At 57.2% G+C, this 20,939-nt stretch carries 16 protein-coding genes; 13 read left to right on the top strand and 3 right to left on the bottom strand.

Annotated features, from left to right (window positions below; translation table 11 throughout):
• Positions 1-71: 71 nt before the first annotated feature.
• Both ACO6BQ_RS07300 and ACO6BQ_RS07295 read left to right on the top strand, forming a co-directional pair.
• Positions 72-1,256 (top strand): phosphopentomutase, encoded by a 1,185-nt coding sequence (locus ACO6BQ_RS07300; RefSeq protein WP_489120215.1) that lies wholly within the window; start codon positions 72-74, stop codon positions 1,254-1,256.
• 13 nt (positions 1,257-1,269) lie between these two features.
• Entirely contained in the window at positions 1,270-2,592 is a 1,323-nt protein-coding gene (locus ACO6BQ_RS07295) for a pyrimidine-nucleoside phosphorylase (protein WP_489120214.1), read from the top strand.
• A gap of 84 nt (positions 2,593-2,676) precedes the next feature.
• Here ACO6BQ_RS07295 and ACO6BQ_RS07290 read toward each other — a convergent pair whose 3' ends face one another.
• Together ACO6BQ_RS07290 and ACO6BQ_RS07285 are read right to left on the bottom strand one after the other, a co-directional pair.
• Positions 2,677-4,776 carry a methyl-accepting chemotaxis protein gene (locus ACO6BQ_RS07290; protein ID WP_489120213.1) on the bottom strand — a complete coding sequence of 700 codons (2,100 nt, stop codon included), beginning with the start codon at positions 4,774-4,776 and terminating at the stop codon, positions 2,677-2,679.
• Between the two features lie 50 nt (positions 4,777-4,826).
• The gene (locus tag ACO6BQ_RS07285; protein ID WP_489120212.1) at positions 4,827-6,176 is read right to left on the bottom strand and encodes an amino acid permease; all 1,350 of its coding nucleotides are present in this window, start codon (positions 6,174-6,176) and stop codon (positions 4,827-4,829) included.
• Positions 6,177-6,330: 154 nt separating this feature from the next.
• Here ACO6BQ_RS07285 and ACO6BQ_RS07280 point away from each other — a divergent pair, with 154 nt between their 5' ends.
• Positions 6,331-6,957: a hypothetical protein gene (locus tag ACO6BQ_RS07280; protein WP_489120211.1), complete on the top strand. Its 627-nt coding sequence runs from the start codon at positions 6,331-6,333 to the stop codon at positions 6,955-6,957.
• Positions 6,954-7,610, top strand: coding sequence for an IMPACT family protein (locus ACO6BQ_RS07275; protein ID WP_489120210.1), 657 nt, complete (start codon positions 6,954-6,956; stop codon positions 7,608-7,610). The genes ACO6BQ_RS07280 and ACO6BQ_RS07275 overlap by 4 nt, the downstream gene beginning before the upstream one ends.
• Positions 7,611-7,637: 27 nt before the next feature.
• On the opposite strand, the gene ACO6BQ_RS07270 is transcribed toward ACO6BQ_RS07275, so the two are convergent.
• On the bottom strand, positions 7,638-8,318 hold the full coding sequence (locus ACO6BQ_RS07270) for a Crp/Fnr family transcriptional regulator (RefSeq protein WP_489120209.1): 681 nt from the start codon (positions 8,316-8,318) through the stop codon (positions 7,638-7,640).
• Between the two features lie 194 nt (positions 8,319-8,512).
• On the opposite strand from ACO6BQ_RS07270, the gene ACO6BQ_RS07265 reads away from it, so the two are divergent.
• From ACO6BQ_RS07265 to ACO6BQ_RS07225, 9 genes are all read left to right on the top strand, one after another.
• A complete protein-coding gene (locus tag ACO6BQ_RS07265) occupies positions 8,513-9,862 on the top strand; it encodes an MFS transporter (protein WP_489120216.1) in 1,350 nt (449 codons plus the stop codon).
• Positions 9,863-10,002: 140 nt separating this feature from the next.
• Positions 10,003-11,328 (top strand): threonine/serine exporter family protein, encoded by a 1,326-nt coding sequence (locus tag ACO6BQ_RS07260; protein WP_489120208.1) that lies wholly within the window; start codon positions 10,003-10,005, stop codon positions 11,326-11,328.
• Between the two features lie 127 nt (positions 11,329-11,455).
• A complete protein-coding gene (locus ACO6BQ_RS07255) occupies positions 11,456-12,784 on the top strand; it encodes a threonine/serine exporter family protein (RefSeq protein WP_314805651.1) in 1,329 nt (442 codons plus the stop codon).
• Between the two features lie 309 nt (positions 12,785-13,093).
• Complete coding sequence (gene ald / locus ACO6BQ_RS07250; RefSeq protein ID WP_489120207.1) at positions 13,094-14,215, top strand: alanine dehydrogenase; 1,122 nt, start codon at positions 13,094-13,096, stop codon at positions 14,213-14,215.
• 145 nt (positions 14,216-14,360) lie between these two features.
• Positions 14,361-15,740, top strand: coding sequence for an amino acid permease (locus ACO6BQ_RS07245; RefSeq protein ID WP_489120206.1), 1,380 nt, complete (start codon positions 14,361-14,363; stop codon positions 15,738-15,740).
• Positions 15,741-15,894: 154 nt separating this feature from the next.
• Entirely contained in the window at positions 15,895-17,001 is a 1,107-nt protein-coding gene (gene alr, locus ACO6BQ_RS07240) for an alanine racemase (RefSeq protein ID WP_489120205.1), read from the top strand.
• A 194-nt stretch (positions 17,002-17,195) separates the two neighbouring features.
• Complete coding sequence (locus ACO6BQ_RS07235; RefSeq protein ID WP_489120204.1) at positions 17,196-18,458, top strand: nitrate reductase; 1,263 nt, start codon at positions 17,196-17,198, stop codon at positions 18,456-18,458.
• A 17-nt stretch (positions 18,459-18,475) separates the two neighbouring features.
• Positions 18,476-19,243, top strand: coding sequence for a glucosaminidase domain-containing protein (locus ACO6BQ_RS07230; RefSeq protein ID WP_489120203.1), 768 nt, complete (start codon positions 18,476-18,478; stop codon positions 19,241-19,243).
• Between the two features lie 18 nt (positions 19,244-19,261).
• Positions 19,262-20,887, top strand: coding sequence for an ABC-F family ATP-binding cassette domain-containing protein (locus ACO6BQ_RS07225; RefSeq protein WP_489120202.1), 1,626 nt, complete (start codon positions 19,262-19,264; stop codon positions 20,885-20,887).
• Positions 20,888-20,939: the final 52 nt, after the last annotated feature.

Here is a 20,939-nt window from a genome sequence, read left to right as displayed (position 1 = left end):
GGCAAAAAAGATGCGTCAAGATGGCGGCGCTGAATTTATCAGTGCTTCCCTAATTGTAGGAGGAGATAGCAATGGCTGGTATCAAACGCGTATTCCTCATCGTCCTTGACAGCTTCGGCATCGGGTGTGCACCGGACGCAGCCGACTTTGGCGACGGGCGCTGCAACACGCTCGCATCGCTGACGACATCGCCGGAACTGCACGCACCGAACCTCACGAAGCTTGGTCTCTTTAACATCGACGGCGTCGGCTGCGGTACGCCCGCAGACAGCCCCATCGGTACTTTTGCACGGCTGCGGGAACTCTCGCGCGGCAAGGACACGACGATCGGACACTGGGAAATCGCAGGCATTGTCTCCGAGCAGCCCATGCCGACGTATCCGAACGGATTCCCGACGGAGATCCTCGAGCAGCTCTCGGCGGCATGCGACGGGAAGAAAATCCTCTGCAACAAGCCCTACTCCGGCACGCAGGTCATCCACGACTACGGACGCGAGCAGGAGGAGACGGGCGGGCTCATCGTCTACACGTCGGCGGACAGCGTGCTGCAGATCGCGGCGAACGAGACCGATGTCCCCCTCGAGCGTCTCTATGACTACTGCCGTGCGGCACGTGAGATCATGCAGGGCGAGCACGGCGTCGGGCGCATCATTGCACGGCCGTACGTCGGCAGCTATCCGAACTACGAGCGCACAGCGCATCGTCACGACTTCTCCCTCGACCCAACGGGCGATACGATGATGGATGCGCTCGTGCGGCAGGGGCATGAGGTCATCGCCGTCGGCAAGATCAGCGACATCTTCGCGGGGCGCGGCGTCACGCGCAGCACGGGAGTCAACGAGAACAACGCCGACGGTATGGAAAAGACACTTCGCATCCAGCAGGAGGACTTCACTGGGCTGTGCTTCGTCAACCTCGTCGATTTCGACATGACGTATGGGCACAGGCGCGACATTGCAGGCTATGCGCGTGCGACAACGGAGTTCGACGTACAGCTCGGCACATTCATGGAGCATATGCGCGAGGACGATGTGCTGATGATTACGGCCGACCACGGCTGCGACCCCGGTGCCCCCGGCACGGATCACACGCGTGAGTACGTGCCGCTCCTCGTCTACGGCGCACAGATCCGCAAAGGAGACAACCTCGGGACGTACCCGACCTTCGCCATGATCGGCGCGACCGTGGCGGATATGTTCGGTGCAGAACTGACGACGAAGGGCGAGAGCCTGCTGCCGCGCGTTCTTGCGCACTGAGGAGGACGTACCCATGCGCATGTATGACCTAATTACGAAGAAAAAGCATGGCGGCACACTCACTGCCGAGGAGCTGCGCTGCATGGTCGAAGACTATGTCGCGGGCGAGATTCCAGACTACCAGATGTCCGCCATGCTGATGGCAATCTGGTTCAGCGGCATGACGGCGCAGGAGACGACGGATCTGACGATTGCAATGGCAGACTCGGGCGACCGCGTCGATCTCTCGGCGATTGCCGGCAAAAAGGTGGACAAGCACTCCACCGGCGGTGTCGGCGACAAAACGACGCTCATCTGCGCCCCGATTGTCGCCGCCTGCGGCGGACGCGTCGCGAAGATGAGCGGCCGCGGTCTCGGGCACACGGGCGGTACCGTGGACAAACTGGAGGCCATCCCCGGCTATGAGACGGCGATTTCGCGAGAAAAATTCTTCTCCATTGTGAACGAATGCGGCGTGTCCGTCATCGGGCAGTCGGGCAACCTCGCGCCGGCTGACAAGAAACTCTACGCACTGCGTGACGTGACAGCGACAGTCGACGCGATCCCGCTGATCGCGTCCTCGATCATGAGCAAGAAGCTCGCCGCCGGCTCGGACTGCATTCTGCTCGATGTCAAGACGGGCTCGGGCGCGTTCATGAAGACGCTCGACGACGCCATCGCGCTTGCGCAGACGATGGTCGCCATCGGCGAGGGCGCAGGACGGCGCACCGTCGCACTGATTACCGACATGGACACGCCGCTGGGGCTCGGCATCGGCAACAGCATTGAGGTCGCGGAGTCGATGGACGTGCTGCGCGGCAAGGGGCCGCATGACCTGACGGAGGTGTCGCTCCAACTCGCGGAGAACATGCTCTACCTCGTCGGCAAGGGCACGATCGAGGAGTGCCGCCGCATGGCGGAGCAGTCGATCGCAGACGGATCGGCGTTCGAGACATTCTGTACGATGGTGCGGCGGCAGGGCGGTGACGATGCCGTCCTGCGCGACGCGTCGAAATTTCCGCAGGCGGCCGTGCAGATGCAGATCCGTGCGCATGCGGACGGCTACATCACAGCCATGGACGCGGAGAAAATCGGCGCGGTGAGCGTCGTGCTCGGTGCGGGGCGCGAGACGAAGGACAGTCCGATCGATTTCGCCGCCGGTCTCGTCCTGCACAAGAAATACGGCGAGGCAGTGAAGTCGGATGACATCATCGCAACGCTCTACACGGACAGCGCACAGCGCGGCGACAGCGCGGCGCAGCCCTACCGCGAGGCGATTACCATCGGCGCAGAGAAGCCGCCCGTCCGTCCGCTTGTCTATGCCCGTGTGGAGAAAGACAAGGTCGTTCGGTACTAAGGAAGCACTGGTAAAACAAAAAGGCACTGCTGCACGAAGATGGAAATATCTTCGTACAGCAGTGCCTTTTATCCGTGAAATTTTCTATCGAATGGAACGCAGCACTGCCTCCAACTCGTTATAACGCTCCGTCAAGCGGTCACTGAGCGACGCAACGCGCTCGATGGACTCCGTCGAGCGGCAGATTGCGCCCAGACCGCCGTCGAGGTTCTTCTTCAGCTCCTCAATGCGCCCGTCAAATCCCTGCTCGAACTCCTCCATCTGATCCTCAAACGCCTGATTGGTCGCGAGCATCTTGTCGATCTCCTGCACATCACGCAGGAGTGCTCCAATCGCCTCGTCGGATGCCTCAAGGCGCTCGCGCGTGTTCTCGGAGAGCTTGCGCACCTCGCCCGCAACGACGGCAAAGCCGCGCCCCTGTTCTCCGGCACGTGCCGCCTCGATTGCGGCGTTGAGTGCGAGGAGGTTGATCTGCGCCGAGATCTCCGTAATCATGTTCATGACCTGCTCGATCTTCTTCGTGCTCTCCGTGAGCCGTTCGAGCTTCGGGGTGATCTCCGCATTCCGACTGAGCAGTTCCTTGGTCAGATCGCCCTGCCCGCCGAGGCCGCTGCTCAGCTTGTCGATGAGAGCACCGACACTCTCCGCGCTCTCGCCGATGCGGCTCATCGCCTTGGTCATACCCGCCATCCGGTCGCGGTACTCGCAAAACTCGCCCATAATCCCATCCTTGAGCCGGTCGATAATCTTGTGACGTGCAATCTCATGCTCGAGGAAGGATTTCTGACAGAGCGCGTACACCGACGGGAAGCGGTCCATATAGCCGTCATAGAACGCTCCGCCCGAGAGCTGATAGAAGAACACCGCCGTCAGCGTCTCATTGATGTGCATCCCCGCAATCTCGCCGAGTGCCGAGTAGCCGGCAATGGAGATCCCATCGAAGAGATCCGCCCCCGCCAAGTCCTCCGCAAAGGTGAGGCGGCGCAGGATGCAGTCGTTCATCACGGCACCGATGGGTTCCGGCTTGCCCTTTGCAAACGCTGCATAGTCCGACCTCAAGTTCTCGAGGAATTTTGCACGGCGCAGGAGATACAGCTCCTCTCCCGCCGTAATGTCACACAAAAAATACATCCGCTTTGTCATCGGATCGATTTTTTGCAGGGAACGAATGTAGAACTGATTGCCGACACGCGTCGCAAAGGTATAGCCCGCGAGTGCATGTGAGAGTGCATCTGCATCCGACACGTGCAGGTATTCCATCAGGACATCGGCGAGCAGAACGGGACGCCCCTTCTCATCAGCAACGGTATCCACCGTACGGAACGTCGCGTCCGAGCCGATAACCGTCCACTGCTCCCCCGTCTCCTCCGCCGCCTCTGTTTTAAAGAGGGAGTAGCTGTAGTCTGCGGCGAGTTTGACAACGAGGACAACAGCGTGGTTCTCGAGCGTCTCTTTGCCGTTGTAGATGTAGGTATGGGAAAAGTCGAGCGTACCGCCCGCCGACCCGCCGATATAGGGGCAGGGCAGACTCTCCGCCTCGTAGAGTGCACGCAGTACAAAGGACTCGCACGAACTCACGCCATCGACATAGACAAAGGCAAAGGTGTCGTCAAAGCGTACGGAGAACGGGATGTGCTTGGCACGCACATCCGCCGTGATCTTTTTCACGCGCTCGGCAGGGGGCAGCGTCACCTCGCCGCGCTTCATATCTTCGTTGTGCAGCGGAAGCGTCATCATGTATGTCTGTGCGATCATGCGCTTGCTGAACACCTGCAGGAGCACCTTCGCACGTCCGTCGTCTGCATCCATATAGTAGGAGCGCGTCCCGGGCGTATGCGTCAGCTCCCCACAGGTCGTCATCAGGAGAAACTGCACGTCCGGCGGTGAGGCGGATTGGACTGCACGCGCCACATCGTCCATCCGGAGGTCGGCAGAGATAAAGCCGAGCACAATTGCAGGGCCGCCCGGCACATCGTAGAGCTCACGCAGACGCTCCGCCGTGAGTTCCGTACGTGTGAGATAGGCGGACTTCATATCGCCGCCCACCGTGCCGAACCCCGCAAACGGCACGCGCGCCTTCATGGTCTCTTCGCGCGCGTCGGGTTCTGCGGCGAGAGGCTTCGCCTTGATCCGATCCGCGAGCGCGACCGCTTCTTTCTTTTTATTTCCAAACATCCCAAACATATCAATTCCTCCCTATCAATAAAACGTCTGAATGCAATTATAACACGATGCTATCCCCGTCGCAAGAATCTATAGAGAATCATTGGCACCACGAGCATGGGCACGCCGAGATAGAGCGCGGAACGTAGCTCCGGCACGAAGATCATAAACGCGAGGCAAAAAATCTGCGCCCAGATGCCAAAAAGCGTCACATACGGAAAGAACGGCATGCGGTAGCGCAGGAACGAGACCGCATCCTCCACCTCCAGTTTGCGGCGGCGACGGTACTGACTCCAACAGATCGAGATCCACGCCACCGCGCCCGAAAAGCCCGAGAGCGCAAGCAGGTAGGTATAGAGTGCGGCATCCGGGTTCATTGCATAGATGCCGATAACTCCCCAGCAGAATACAATAGAGGCATAGATGGCACGCGAGGGTACACCATTCCTGCTGAGGCCGCCCAGTACACGCGGCGCCATCTCCATGGTAGCGAGTGCATGCACCGTTCGTGCCGCGCCGTAGAGCCCCGAGTTCGAGCAGGAGATCGCCGCCGTCAGCACAACGAATGAAAAGAGTGCACCGAGATGTGAAAAGCCGTGCTCGGTGAGTGCAGCCGCAAACGCACTTTCCTCCAGCGAGGCGTGATCCCACGGCAGAATCGAGATGAGCAGGGTGATCGGGATGATGTAGAGGGCAATGATCCGCCACGTCACGTTGCGCACCGCCGTCGGAATGCTCCGCGCGGGGTCGGCGGTCTCCCCTGCCGCAAGACCGATGATCTCCGTCCCTTGAAAGTTGACGAGGATAATGACCATCGTGAGCGCAATGCTCCAGTATCCGTTCGGTGCAAAGCCGCCGCTCCCGAGCAGGATGCGCGTCCCGATATAGCCCTCATCGCCGATGAGCCCGAGACAGATGAGGAGGGCGACCACGCTGAACGCCACGAGTGCGGTGATCTTGATGAGCGAGAGCCAGAACTCGCTCTCGCCAAATTTATCGACACGAAACAGATTGAGGATGGTGACGATCAGCCCGAAGAAGACCGCCCACCAGATCGTCCCGACCTCGGGGAAAAAACCATTCATGATGATGCCGGCAGCAATCATCTCCGAGGGCACATAGGAGACCCATGTCACCCAGTACGACCATCCGACCCCACATGCCCACGTCGGGGAGATGTTCTCACGCGCATAGACAACGAACGAGCCGGAGAGCGGTTTTTCGACCGCCAGCTCGGCGAGGCAGAGCATGACTGCGAGGACGATGATGCCCCCGAGGAGGTAGGAAATCATGGCGGCAGGTCCCGCCTGCTCGAGCACGTAGCCCGTTCCGAGGAAGTATCCGCTCCCGATCACGCCGCCGAGAGAGATAAACTGAAGATGTCTGTGCTTCAGCTTCCGTTTCATAGTCGATTCGCCCATGGGCTTTCTAACACGACCTTTCTGCCCGATTGATTTCGTAGAAAAATTGCGCTCTCATCATACTACAAGAACGCATAGATTACTACGATTTATTTGACAAAGATGCAAATTTTTATTATGATTTTAGCAACCATACAAAGGAGGAGCAATGATTATGAAATTCAAAGCCTTGCTGCTCGCCCTCGCCCTTGTCATCACGGTGTCAGGTACGGCGGGCGCGGCTGTCACGGAGCAACGCTCATCGACAACGAACCTCTCCATCGCCTATCCCGTCCTCACGGCGGAAGCCGGTGTCGTTGCAGATCCCATCAACGCGGACATCGCGGCGCTTGCCGCACGCGTACGCGCAGACTATGAGAGCGGCGCGTTCTATCGCGGCGAACTCGGCTACCGTGTGCATCTGGACGACGAGAATTTCCTGTCCGTGACGTTCACGGATCTGCGCTATGCTCTGCGCGCAAACCAGCCCACACGTCATGACTACGGCTTTGTCTACTACAAGAAGACGGGGCAGCGTTTGCCGCTTGCGTTCTTTGTACACGTCACCCCGTCCGATCTCGACGGTGAGGCGGTCAACGGACATCTCTACAACGAGCAGGGACGCAATACGCCCATTCAGCCGGAGAAGTCTGTGCGCGAGGTTCCGACGAACTACTTCCTCGGTGGACGCGGCTTCGTCTGCCCGATCTTCCAGGCGGGTGAGCTAACGGCGAGTGCAGGACCGACCTACGTCCTGCTCGATGCGGGCATCATCGACTACTTCAACCGCAAGAACAAATGACGATGCAAGCCTATACAACCATCACAGGGGAGATGCCGACGGACGGTGTCTCCCCTGTTTTGTACGAGATTCAACACTCGCGCTTTCTCGCGTACGTCATCCATGCAGAGAAGGAGGAGGCAGTGCGCGTATGGCTGCAGAGCGTAAAGAAGGAACACTATGAGGCACGCCACATCCCCTACGCGATGGTGCTCGGTGTGCGCGCCGACCGTCAGCGTTCGAGTGATGACGGCGAACCGGGTGGAACGGCAGGCAGTCCCATCCTTGAGGCAATCAAGGCACGCGGTATCACAGATGCCGCTGTCGCCGTCGTCCGCTACTTCGGCGGAATTAAACTCGGCGCGGGCGGACTCATCCGCGCATATGCGCATGCTGCGGGACTTGGACTGGATGCGGCGGCAAAAGTCCGTATGACCCCGCTGCAAACGATGTATGTGCAGATCGACTATGACCTCCTCGCCGCCGTCGAGCGTTATCTCCGCGACACACAGATGCGGACGGAGGAAACCGCCTATGCGGATGTGGTGACGCTCGCACTGCTCGTTCCGGCCGGCGATATCGAGCTCCACCAACGCGCACTCACCGACCTCACCGCAGGGCGTGCGCGGTATCGACTCGGTGAGCGGCGGTATGTCGCGCTTCCGCTTGCATAGAAAAAGCACCTCATGGAGGTGCTTTTTCTATTCGATATTGCAGATCTCCCTGCCGCAGTTCTCGCAGTGGATTTCGTTTTTCAGAAAATCAATGTCCTTGATAAGGATGAGATGCCCACGCATGGCGATCACGCCGGTCTTTTTCAGATCGGCGAGCATACGGTTCAGACTTTCACGCGCCGATGCAGAGTAGTTCGCGAGCTCCTGATTCGTCAGCGGTACGGAGATCAGAACCCCCTCGTCTGTCTCCATCCCGTAGCTGTTTGCCAGGCGAATGAGCGTGGAGTAGAGTGCGCCCTTCTTCCCGTAGAGCACGAGGTCGCGGAACTTCAGATGCTGCTTGCGCATGTGCATACCGATCAGCTTGAGCAGTGCAATGGACAGATGCGGATGTTTTTCCAGATACGCCTGCAGGACGGGAAACTCGATCGCATAGACCTCCGCAGCACTGCGCGCGACCGCACTGAAGATGTAGGTCGGCTCTTCCTCATAGATCGGCAGCTCGCCGATGATGCTCCCTCTCGTCGCCAGACGCAGGGCGAGCACGCGTCCGGACGCACCGTATTTCACAATGAAAATATGCCCGGAGCGCACAATGTAGAAATAACGTGCCGATGTCCCCTCACGAAACAGATACGCCCCATCGTGCAGCGATATCATCTTCCCCGGGATCGACATCATCTCTCGAATGAGCGTCTCCTGATCCACGAACCTCTCCTCCATTCCTGTCTATAGAGAATGTCCATTGTATTTTTTAATATTATCGAAAAAACTATTAAAAACCTGTGACATCGGTCACATCCAAGCGAAAAATTTTTCACTATAATTTTTTATATCAATGTTATAGGAAACTCTGATAAGGCACAACCCCCTCGGAGCTTCACGAAATCATCATGGGAGAGATGCAAATGGAAAGCAAGGACATCCTCGCTGTGCTCGGCGAGAATCCGTCACGGCGCGACATCCTCGCGCATTGGAATCCGGAGGACGAGGCGTTCTGGAAAAAATACGGCGAGCGCGTCGCAAAGCAGAACCTCTACACCTCCACATGGGCACTGACCCTCGCCTTTGTCGCGTGGACGATGTGGGCGACCATCGCTGCGCAGCTCAACCAAGTGGGCTTTCACTTCACGGACAACGAGATCTTCACGCTCGCAGCACTGCCGGGTCTGGTCGGTGCAACGGGGCGTCTCGTCTACACCTACCTGCCCGCCATGGTCGGCGGACGCAACTGGACGTTCTTCTCGACCGCCCTCCTGCTCGTTCCGCTCATCGGGCTCGGCAATGCCCTCACGGACACGACCACAACCTATGACACCTTCGTCATGCTCGTCGCGGGCATCGGCATTGCGGGCGCAAACTTCTCCTCGTCGATGGCAAACATCGGCTTCTTCTTTCCAAAGTCGCAGAAGGGACTTGCGCTCGGCATCAACGCCGGCATCGGCAATCTCGGCGTCTCGCTCATCTATCTGACTGCGCCCATGCTCCTCGGGGCGAGCTTCGGCGGGCTCTTCGGTGCGCCGCTCGTGAATGCGGCTGGCAAGGAGGTCTACCTCCAGAACGTCTGCTACTTCTGGGCGATTCCGACCGCGCTGACCCTCGTTCTCGTCTGGATGTTCATGGACAACCTTCCCATTCCGAAACAGAGCCCGCGCAGCATGATGTCCATCTTCGGCAACAAGCACACATGGCTGATCACGGTCATTTATACGTGCGGATTCGGTTCGTTCATCGGCTACTCCGCTGCACTGGCACTCCTCGTCAACCGCGAGTTCCCCGAGGTCTCCTTCGCCTATGCGGCATTCCTCGGGCCATTCATCGGCGCAGGCGTGCGTCCCATCGGCGGCTGGGTCTCGGACAAGGTCAACAGCGGTTCGAAGGTCACGTTCTACTCACTGATTCTGATGCTCGTCGCCTGCGTTGTCACGATGCTCAGCATCGAGGCGCACAACTTCGCGCTCTTCTTCGGCGCATTCCTCGTACTTTTCTTCTCGACGGGCTTCATCAACGCCGCATCCTTCCGTATGATTCCGTTTGTCTTCGAAAATCCGGTGCACGCCTCGCTCGTCACAGGTTTCACAGCAGCAATTGCAGCATACGGTGCGTTCTTCATTCCGAAACTCTTCGGACTTTCGTACGCGACGCAGGGCAATGTTATCCCCGCATTCTATTTCCTCATTGGATTCACCATGCTGACCATCGCTATTACATGGTTCTTCTACGCACGCAAGGGTTCCGGCATTAAATGCTGAGACGTCCTTCCCGCATGAGCAAAGAGGCTGCTCTCGATAGGGCAGTCTCTTTTATTGGGAAAATTTATGTGCCCTTCACATTCCTCCATTTCACCCAAACAGCGAGCTGTGGTATAATGGGCGGAGAATAGGGAGGAATCATGGAAATAGAAAAGATCAAAGACGCCTCGCAGGACAGCAACAAGATGCTGAACCATAAAATGAAAATCCTGCTCGACATCGGACAGACACTCATGGAGAACGGGGCGGACTGTGCACGCATCGTGCGCGATATGCGTCGCGCTGCGGTACATCTGAGGATTCCCGCCGAGCAAATCCAGTCGCACGTCACCTACACAACGCTCATGCTCTGCGTCAGCGACGGGGAGCGCGCCTTTACCCAGTTCCGCAAATGTCTGAAGCACGGAGTCAACCTCGCCGTCCTCGCCGCCGTCAGCAAACTCACATGGCGCATCCTGCGCGGCAACACGCCGCTGAATCCGATTGAGCACGCAATCAACCGCATCCGCGAGCGGCCTCTCTGCTACCCCGACTGGGTGATCGCACTCGGCGCGGCCGTCGGCTCGGGCGGCTCGTGCAAACTCTTCGGCGGCAGCTGGCTCGAGGCACTGGTTTCCACCATCGCTGCACTCATGGGCTTTATCGCCCACCGCACGAGCACAAGATATGCGTTCAATCCTTACGCCTGTGCCATGATTACAGGCTTTGTCGCAACGCTCGGAGCGTGGGCAATCCCTGCGGCACTCGGCCTGCCGACCATGTGGTACGCACTCGTCGCCTGTACCATCTTCCTAATGCCCGGATTTCCGTCCATCAACGCCGCAAGCGACCTGCTGAACCGCTTCACCACCTCCGGCATGACGCGTGCAATGGACACAATGCTCATCATCGGCGGCATGACCTTCGGCATCGCATTTGCCATCCTCGTTGCGGGCGTGCACAACATCTCTGACGTACACATACAGCCGACAGACACCTACCTCAATCAGGCACTCGCCGCGATCCTCGCGGCGGGCGGCTTCTCCATCATGTTCAACACACCGAAGAAGCTGCTCGCCATCGTTGCCGTTGAGGGCATCGTCACTATGCTCATCCGCAACGTCCTCATGCTCGAGTTCGGTCTGCCGCAGGCAATCGGCTCCTTCGCCGCCGCTGCCGTCGTCGGCATCGCCGCCCTGAAGGTCATCCACATCGTCCACACACCGAACACCCTGCTCATCATTCCGCCGGTCATCCCGCTCATCCCCTGCGTCCTCCTCTACCGCCTCCTCTTTGCAGTCCTCCACATCCAGACCATCTCCGTCGAGGAACTCTTGGAAGCACTGCGCTTCGGTGTCGACGGCATGACCATCATCCTCGCCGTCGTCGTCGGCGTATCCATTCCGAACATCTTCATCCAAAAACGCATGGAGGCACAGCAGCAGCGCGAAATCGACACCATCATTGCAACACGGGGGGACGTATAGTCCTCACGCAATTTCACCCGTACGGCATCTTTTCAGCAGACGTTTCTCTCCATTTCTTTGCGTTTGTATTTATGTTATAATAACGCAGACTTATAGTTTAGTGGAGAGAAAGGCGGTCTGTATACACATGACTCGGGCACAATTCAAGAGCGCATCGGAGGATGACAACCGAACGCTCAACCACAAAATGAAAATCCTGCTCGACATCGGGCAGTCTCTGATGGAGAGCGGTGCAGACTGCGCACGCATCATACGGGACATGAGGCGTGCCGCAGCCCATCTGCGCATCCCCTCCGACCAGATCCAATCCCATGTCACCTATACCACGCTCATGCTGAACGTCACGGACGGCGAACGATCCTTTACCCAGTTCCGAAAGTGTATGAAGCACGGTGTCAACCTCGCTGTAATCGCAGCCATCAGCAAACTGACATGGCGTATCCTGCGCGGAAATACCCCCATAAACGCGATCGAAAACGCCGTTACCCGTGTCCGACAGCGCCCACGCAGCTATCCGGTATGGGCGGCGGCTCTTGGTGCTGCGATTGCCTCAGGAGCTTCGTGCTCACTGTTCGGCGGCAGTCTGCCGGAGTCGTCGGTCGCAACCGCTGCAGCCCTGATCGGGTTCATCGCCCACCGTCTCAGCATCCGAAATGAATTCAATCCCTACGCCTGCTCCATGATTGCCGCGTTTGCCGCCACCATCGTCGCATGGCTCATTCCGTTCGTTCTCGCTCTGCCGACCATGTGGTACGCGCTTGTTTCCTGTACTATTTTCCTCATCCCCGGATTCCCGATCATCAACGCTGCAAGCGATGTCATCAACCGCTTTATCTCCTCCGGCATGACGCGTGCGATAGACACCATGCTCATTGTCGGAGGCATGACCTTCGGCATCGCCTTCGCTATCCTGTCCACCGGCATTGCGAACATCTCCGATGTCCACATCCTCCCGACAGATGCCTACATCAGTCAGGCATTTGCCGCAGCACTTGCGGCGGGCGGCTTTTCCATCATCTTCAACACACCGAAAAAACTGCTCGCCATTGTCGCATTCGAAGGAATTGTGACCATGCTGATCCGCAACATCCTCATGAATGAAATCGGTTTATCGCAGGCGGTCGGCTCTTTCGTCGCTGCGGCTGTGGTCGGTATTTCCGCACTCAAAGTCATTCATATCGTCCATACACCAAACACACTGCTCATCATCCCGCCCATCATTCCGCTCGTTCCCGGCGTCCTGCTCTATCGGCTGCTCTTCGCCGTTCTCTACATCCAGACCATCTCCGCAGAAGAATTTTTGGAGGCGCTCCGCTTCGGCATCAGCGGCATTACCATCATCCTCGCCATTGTCGTCGGTGTTTCCATCCCGAACATCTTCATCCAGAAACGCATGGAGGAACAACAGCAACGCGAAATCGACGCCATCATCGCGCGACGTGCAGCGGAAGAGTAACGCATACAAAAAGAAAAATCATCGGTCGATTTTCGTACAGATGATTTTTTCTGCCTCATCATCGCGAAACGGCATAGGGCATACTGATAGAATCATAATTTTTATAAATTTAAGGAATGCCCGTAAGTGCTTGTTCTATCTGGACTTACGGGGACGAACAAGCACTTTGGCTTGAAAAAAATCACTTTTACTACTTGACAAAAGTGTCTGAATTATATTAAAATCCCAAATAGGGTATACCTTTAGAAATCCCCCTAGCCGTTTCAAACCTTCTGTATTTTTTATCTATCTGTAGTAGGAGGAAAAAACATGATTGTTGGCGTTTCGAAGGAAATCAAAAACAATGAGTTCCGCGTCGGTATGACCCCCTCGGGTGTTGAGTCGATGCGCCGTGCCGGTCACACGGTCCTGATCGAAGAGGGTGCCGGTGTCGGCAGCGGTTTCACGGATGCCGATTACAAGGCTGTTGGTGCTGAGATCGTCTCGGACAAGAAGGCTCTGTTTGATCGCTCTGAAATGATTGTTAAGGTAAAAGAGCCGCTGGAAGCCGAGTATGACCTCTTCCACGAGGGTCAGATTCTCTTCACCTACCTCCATCTCGCAGCTGAGCCCGCGCTGACGGAAGCTCTCCTCAAGAAGAAGGTTGTCGGCATTGCGTACGAGACGGTTCTCGGCAAGAGCGGCCGCGGTCTCCCGCTGCTCGCTCCGATGAGCGAAATCGCAGGTCGTATGTCCGTCCAGATCGGTGCGCAGTTCCTTGAGAGCCGTTACGGCGGCAGCGGCGTTCTGCTCGGCGGTATCGCAGGTGTCTCGGCTGGTCAGGTCGTCATCATCGGCGGCGGCAACGTCGGCACGAATGCGGCGAAGATCGCTGTCGGTCTCGGCGCACGTGTTACGATCATCGACCTCTCGATCGAGCGTCTTCGCGAGCTCGACGACATCTTCGGCGGCCGCGTCGTCACCGAGTACTCCTCGCCCTACAATATTGCGAAGTGGGTCAAAGAGGCAGACCTCCTCGTCGGCTCTGTTCTCATCCCGGGTGCTCGTACGCCGATCCTCGTCACCGAGGAAATGATCAAGACGATGAAGAAGGGCTCCGTTGTTGTCGACGTTGCAATCGACCAGGGCGGCTCCATCGAGACCTGTGATCATGTCACGACGCATGAGAACCCGACGTTCGAGAAGCATGGCGTTGTCCACTACTCCGTTGCGAACATCCCGGGTGCTGTTTCCCGTACGTCCACACTCGGCATCACGAACGCAACGATCTCCTATGCGGTTGACATCGCAACAAAGGGCTGGAAGGCTGCACTCCAGCAGGTTCCTGGCCTCAAGTATGGTCTCAACACGATCGATGGTCACCTCACGAACGAGGCGGTCGCAAAGGCTCTGAACATTCCGTTCAAGTCCATCGATGAGTTCCTTAAGTAATTCTTTTCTCTGACTGCTGAGGGGCTGTTTCACTCCCATATGCTTCCATATGTGCCGTGAAACAGCCCCCTTTTCTTAAGGAAAGACTGATTGTTTCAGAGTCTCCTTAAATAAAAACTGAAAGGATTTGCTTGGAGGTTTTTGTATGTTCTTTAAGAAAAAAACACTGGAGGATTTCAGTGCACAGCGCGAAGGCAGCGGAATGCTCCGTACGCTGAGCACCCTTGACCTCACCTTCCTTGGAATCGGCGGCATCATCGGCTCGGGCGTGTTCGTTCTGACCGGTATCGGTGCCGCACGCTACGCAGGTCCCGGTATTGTACTATCCTTTGTTGCCGCAGGACTTCTCTGTATGCTCGTTGGACTTGCCTACGCTGAGCTTGCATCGCTCATCCCGGCTGCAGGCAGCGCGTACGCCTACACGTTTGCATCACTCGGTGAGGGCATGGCGTTCCTGTGCGGATGGTCGCTGATCATCGGCTACATCGTTACCGCGAGTGCGGTTGCCGTCGGTTTCTCCGCCTACTTCTCAGGAATGATGGCGTCCCTCGGGATGGAGATACCGAAGGCGTTCCTCACAACGATGCCGGAGGGCGGCATCATCAACCTCCCCGCCGTCGTCATCACCCTCCTTCTCGGACTTCTTCTCGCACATGGCACGAAGGAGAGCTCGCGCCTCAATACGATCCTCATCTCGCTCACGCTGTGCGCGATTGTTGGGTACATCGTTGTAACGACGCCCCACATGGACATTGCAAAGAATATGGATCCGTTCCTCCCGTTCGGTCCTGTCGGCATCATGACAGGCGCAGCGGTTGTGTTCTTCTCCTTCATGGGATTCGATACGGTCGCAACCTCCGCCGAGGAGTGCAAGACCCCCGAGAAGAGTCTCCCGATCGGCATCATTGCATCGGTCTTTGTCTGTCTCTGCATCTACTCCGTTGTGGCATTCGTCCTCACGGCGACGGTCAACTACGCAGACCTCGACCGTGCCGACCCGGTGGCATACTGCCTCCGCCTCATTGGCTACCCGGGATTTGCAAACCTCGTTACGGTCGGTATCCTCTTCGGTATGATCACGACCCTCATCGTTTACATCTTCGGTCAGGCACGCGTCTTCTATGCAATGTCGCGTGACGGCTTCCTTCCGAAGGCAATGGCGAACATCCATCCGAAATACGGCACGCCGTACTTCATCACACTCGTGGGCTCCGTCATCATTGCCTTCATTGCAGGCTGCGTCCCGATGCTCTACATCGTCGAGCTTGCGAACACCGGTGTTCTCGCGGCATTCTTCATCGTCTTCGTCGGACTGATTGCGCTCCGCCGCAACTCCCCTGATCTGCCGCGTACGTTCACGTTCCCGATGCTCTACGTGCTCGCTCCGATCGGGATGGCAGTCTGCCTCTACCTCATCTGGGCACTCTCCCTCGTAACGAACATTACCTTCATCGTTTTGATGATTGTTGGTTTCTTCTTCTACAACGCCTATGCCCCTTCGCATCGTTGTTGGGAAAGGAAGTAGTACACTTCTATCGTAGCTGATTGTACGGTTTACCGCCCGTCCGTTCGACGGGCGGTTTTCTGTTGCGGTAAAAATTTTATTGCATAAAAACCACGCATAGGCTAAAATAGTCAAACCAAAGCCGAAACGAAGAAAAGACGAAAGGATGTGCCCTATGCCAAGTCGTGCGGCGTGGGTCGAGATCGATCTTGGAGCGATTGCCCACAACTACAAAGAAATTCGCAGACATACGCGAAAGGATGCAATGCTCTGCGCGGTCGTCAAGGCAGATGCCTACGGACACGGCGCAATTGCCGTCGCACGCAAGGCGATTGCAGCGGGTGCTGAGTATCTGGCGGTCGCAACGATCTCCGAGGCACTGAAGCTGCGCGAGGCTGGCTTTACAACACCGCTCCTCATTCTTGGTCTCACGAAGCCGGACAGCTCCTTTGACATCGTGGACGCTGATCTCACACAGACCGTCTGCCGTCTTGACCTCGTGCAGGTACTCTCTGCCGAAGCTGTCGCACAGGGAAAAAAGGTCAAGGTACATCTCGCCGTCGACACGGGACTCGGCCGCATTGGCGTACGCCCCGAGGATGCCGTACACTTCGCACGCGTCATCACAGCGATGCCCGGCATTGAGCTGGAGGGAGTTTTCTCTCACTTTGCGCTTGCCGACATTACAGACAAAACATTTTCCATCGAACAGATTCGCCGTTTTCAGGAAGCGTGTAATGCGATTGAGGCGGCGGGCATCCGCATTCCAATCCGCCACATTGCAGAGTCAGCGGCGATCCTCGATCTGCCCGATGTGCATTTCGACATGGTGCGTGCGGGCATCCTGCAGTACGGGCTGTGGCCGTCTGACGAAGTCACGCGCCCGCTGAACCTACGTCCCGCAATGAAATTCTGCGCACGCATTGTCTACATCAAGACCATTCCGCCGGGCATGTCCATCGGTTACGGACGCAATTTTATTGCAGAACGCGAAAGTCGCATCGCAACCATCTCAGTCGGCTATGCGGACGGCTACCTCCGCGCCTATGCGGGTGGATTTGTAGAGGTGCACGGACAGCGTGCACCGATTGCGGGACGCATCTGCATGGATCAATGCATGATTGACATCACGGACATTCCGGAGGCAAAGGTCGGCGACATTGTGACGCTCTTCGGCTCGGACACGCTCACGGCGGATGATCTCGCCCGCTGGGCAAATACGATCAGCTACGAAGTGCTCTGCCTCGTCTCCAAACACGTCTCACGCATTTATATGGAATGATCTGCAAAAGGGACAGTCGTACAAAACTAGGCTCTGTACGGCTGTCCCTTCTCTGTATCTCGGATACACCTCAAAGACACGCTCGGTGACTCCTATATGGGTGCTTTTATCGGTTGCAATCGATGATTCTTATTTGTGAAATTCGCTTCTTTGTGATAAAATAAAAATGTTTTGGTGCGCTGCAGGAGGAAGTTATGACGGGCGAAAAAAACAATGCACGCACGGCACTCTTTTCAGCATTCGTGCTCGTCTCCGTTGCCGCGCTGACGATTGTTTTGACCTCTGTGCTCCTCTCTCGAACGGGACTTCCGTTTGCGGCGGCATATACGGTCAGCATTCTTGCCTCGGTCATCGGAACGTGCGCCGCCTCATACGGCGGCAAAACGCTCATCGCGCTCCCCTCGCCCGCCATCATCAGCTGGCTGGTCTATGAGGAGATCATCGCACGCGGCATCACATGGCAGGAAATGCTCGGCATAGCTGCTCTTGTTTCCCTGCTCGGTGCAGTTCTTACGCGTACACGCTACGCTGCAGCTCTGCTGAGTGTGCTTCCTGCGATTGTGCGCACGGGGCTTGTGCTGGGGCTTGGTCTGACGCTGCTCATGACGGCAGTGCTCCATGCACACATCTTGCTGCCGTCGCCGTGGGCACTGACCATGGGCGGAACACTCAGCGATCCGCTTACCTATTTTACGCTCACGGGCATTCTGCTCGTGCTTGTGCTGTGGGCGCGAAAGCTGCGCTGCGCCCTGCCGCTCGGTATGGCACTCATCGCGCTCCTCACATGGGTCGAAGGCTTCTGGGAAATCCCCTCCGCGCCCTTTCTTGCGCCGGATCTCATTTCCCTGCCGCTCGTTCTGACAGTTCCGCAAACCGATCTTCTGGTGTCTCTGCCGCTTGGCATGACGCTTCTGCTTGCGCTTGTCATCGAAAGCGAGGCGGTGCTTGCTGCGCAGACGGATGCAGCGAAAGGTGCGCGTCCCCTTGCACGGCTCTTTACCGTCAGTGGCTTTGCGGCACTCATCGGCGCATTTCCGCTGACCATCGCCCCGATCTCCGCCGCTCTGCCAACGGAAAAAGAAACATGCGGCAGCGCGGGCATCCCACGGACTGCGCTTTGCTCTGCGCTCCTGCTGCTCACGCTTCTGCCCTGTACGCCGCTTCTTGCGGCACTCGCAGAGTTTCCTGCAGTGCCCGCAATCGCGCTTGGCAGCATTGGTCTGATGCTCCTTGTGCGCGGACTGGCGATGCTCAAAAGCACAGAGGATATCACTCTGCGAGAGGGTGCTGTGGTCGCGGCGTTTGTACTGGCATCCTACGATATCAAGACGGGGCTGACGCTTGCGCTCTTTCTCTGGACGCTCCTCACCGCTGCGCGCGGCGAACGTGTCCCGCATATGACATGGGTGCTGACTGTTCTGTTTTCCGCGTTCTTTTTGCTCAAATGGATATTATGATATAGGAGGTTCATCTCTTGCGAAAGGATTTTCTTCTGCGCAGCTCTCTTGCTGCACTCATGGGGCTCTTTCTTCTGACGGGAACAAATGCGGATGCGCGCCGTGCGCACGATCCCGATACAGCGACCAAGGCGCATACAGGGCGCGGTACGGCAGTCACGGAAAAAAATGATTTTCGTGCACGCATTGATGCACTTATGCACGAGGCAAATGCGATGGAGCTTGAAAATCAGCGAAAAGTCGAGCCGCTCTTCAGCGTCCCCCGTACGCTCTCGGAATACGATACCGCCATCATTGGCACACCGCTTGCAAGTCAGGAGCAGTGCGTGAACTACCTCCTCAGCGTGAACCCCCATCCCGCGATCTCCGTCACGCCGTATGAGCTGGTCTCCTACTACTACGAGGAAGGCGCGCGTGAGGGCATTCGCCCCGACGTCGCCTTTGCTCAAGCGCTCAAGGAAACGGGATTCTTTCGCTACGGCGGCACGGTAACCCCCGATCAGAACAACTACTGCGGACTCGGCACGACGAGTGCAACGGTCAAGGGCGCGTATTTTCCAACCTCGCAGATGGGTGTCCGTGCGCATATCCAGCATCTACTCGCCTATGCGTCGACCCGCCAGCCCATCCAGCCCATCGTCGACCCCAGATATAATCTTGTCCGCAATGCCTATGGCACGAGTACACTCGGGCAGTGGCAGGATCTCAACGGACGCTGGGCAGTTCCCGGCGACTCATACGGACAGAGCATCCTGTCGATGTTCCGCGCAATTCTGCGCAACTAGAGAAGGAGAACGGAAAGCATGATAACAGTCAACAATCTGAGCCTGCAATTTGGCAAACGCGTCCTCTACAAGGATGTCAACCTAAAATTCACGCCCGGCAACTGCTACGGTATCATCGGCGCAAACGGCGCAGGCAAGTCCACCTTTCTCAAGCTCCTCTCAGGCGATATTGAGCCAACGGGTGGCATCGTCGATATCACGCCCGGCGAACGCCTCGCCGTCCTGCAGCAGGATCACTATGCCTACGACGAAGTCGAGGTGCTGCGCACGGTCATCATGGGACATCCGCGCCTTGTGGAGATCATGGACGAGAAGGACGCACTCTATGAAAAGCCGGACTTCTCCGACGAGGACGGTATGCGTGCCTCGGAGCTTGAGGCAGAGTTTGCCGAACTTGACGGCTGGAACGCGGAGACGGAGGCGGCACAGCTGCTCAACGGTCTCGGCGTACCCGACGCAAAGCACACGCTCAAGATGAACGAAATCTCCCCCTCAGAGAAAGTGCGCGTCCTGCTCGCACAGGCACTCTTTGGCTCGCCCGACATTTTGCTTCTCGACGAGCCGACGAACCACCTCGATGTGAGCTCGATTAACTGGCTCGAAAACTTCCTCGCGGACTTCCCGAACACGGTCATTGTTGTTTCGCATGACCGTCACTTCCTCAATCAGGTCTGCACCTACATCTGTGATGTCGACTTTGGCAAGATCTCGCTCTTTGCCGGCAACTATGACTTCTGGTATCAGTCCAGTCAGCTTGCCCTCCAGATGGCAAAGGATGCAAACAAGAAGAAAGAGGAGAAGATCAAGGAGCTCCAGACCTTTATTCAGAGGTTCTCGGCAAATGCATCGAAGTCCCGTCAGGCGACCTCGCGCAAGAAACTGCTTGAGCGCATCACACTGGACGATATCAAGCCGTCCACGCGCCGCTATCCGTACATTGCATTCACCCCCGACCGCGAGGCGGGTGATCAGCTGCTCACTGTCGAAGGGCTCTCGAAGGAGATTGACGGCCGCCAGCTCTTCAAGAATGTCAGTTTTACCCTCAAGAAGGGCGACAAGGTTGCCTTCGTCGGTCCCAACGGTGCGGCAAAGACCATGTTGTTCAAAATTCTTATGGGCGAAGAAGAAGCGGATGAAGGTTCGTTCAAGTGGGGTGTCACGACCACGCAAACCTATCTCCCGTCGGACAACAGCTCGTATTTCGATGACGTGAAGCTCAACCTCGTCGACTGGCTGCGTCAGTACTCGAAAGACCCGGATGAGACATTTGTGCGCGGCTTTCTCGGACGTATGCTCTTCTCGGGCGAAGAGAGCCAGAAGCGCGCCGAAGTGCTCTCGGGCGGCGAGCGCGTGCGGTGTATGCTCTCACGCATGATGCTCTCAGGCGCGAACGTCCTGCTCTTTGACGAGCCGACCGACCATCTCGACCTCGAGTCCATCACCGCACTCAACAACGGGCTGATGGCCTTTGGCGGCACGATTCTCTTCGCCTCACGCGACCACGAGTTTACGCAGACCGTTGCGAACCGCATCATCGAGATCACTCCTGTCGGGGTCGTCGACCGCATCTCGACCTACGACGAATTCCTCAGCAACGAGACCGTGAAGCAGCAACTTGCGGAGAAGTACAAAGCGGCGGAATAAGGAATCGCTGATAAAATGAAGTCCGTCAGATTGGCGTAGATTTTTTCGTCCG

It is taken from the genome of Centipeda sp. (in: firmicutes) (assembly GCF_057271695.1).
The sequence above is the reverse complement of the archived record's forward strand: the minus strand, read 5'-3'. Positions and strand labels throughout refer to the sequence as shown.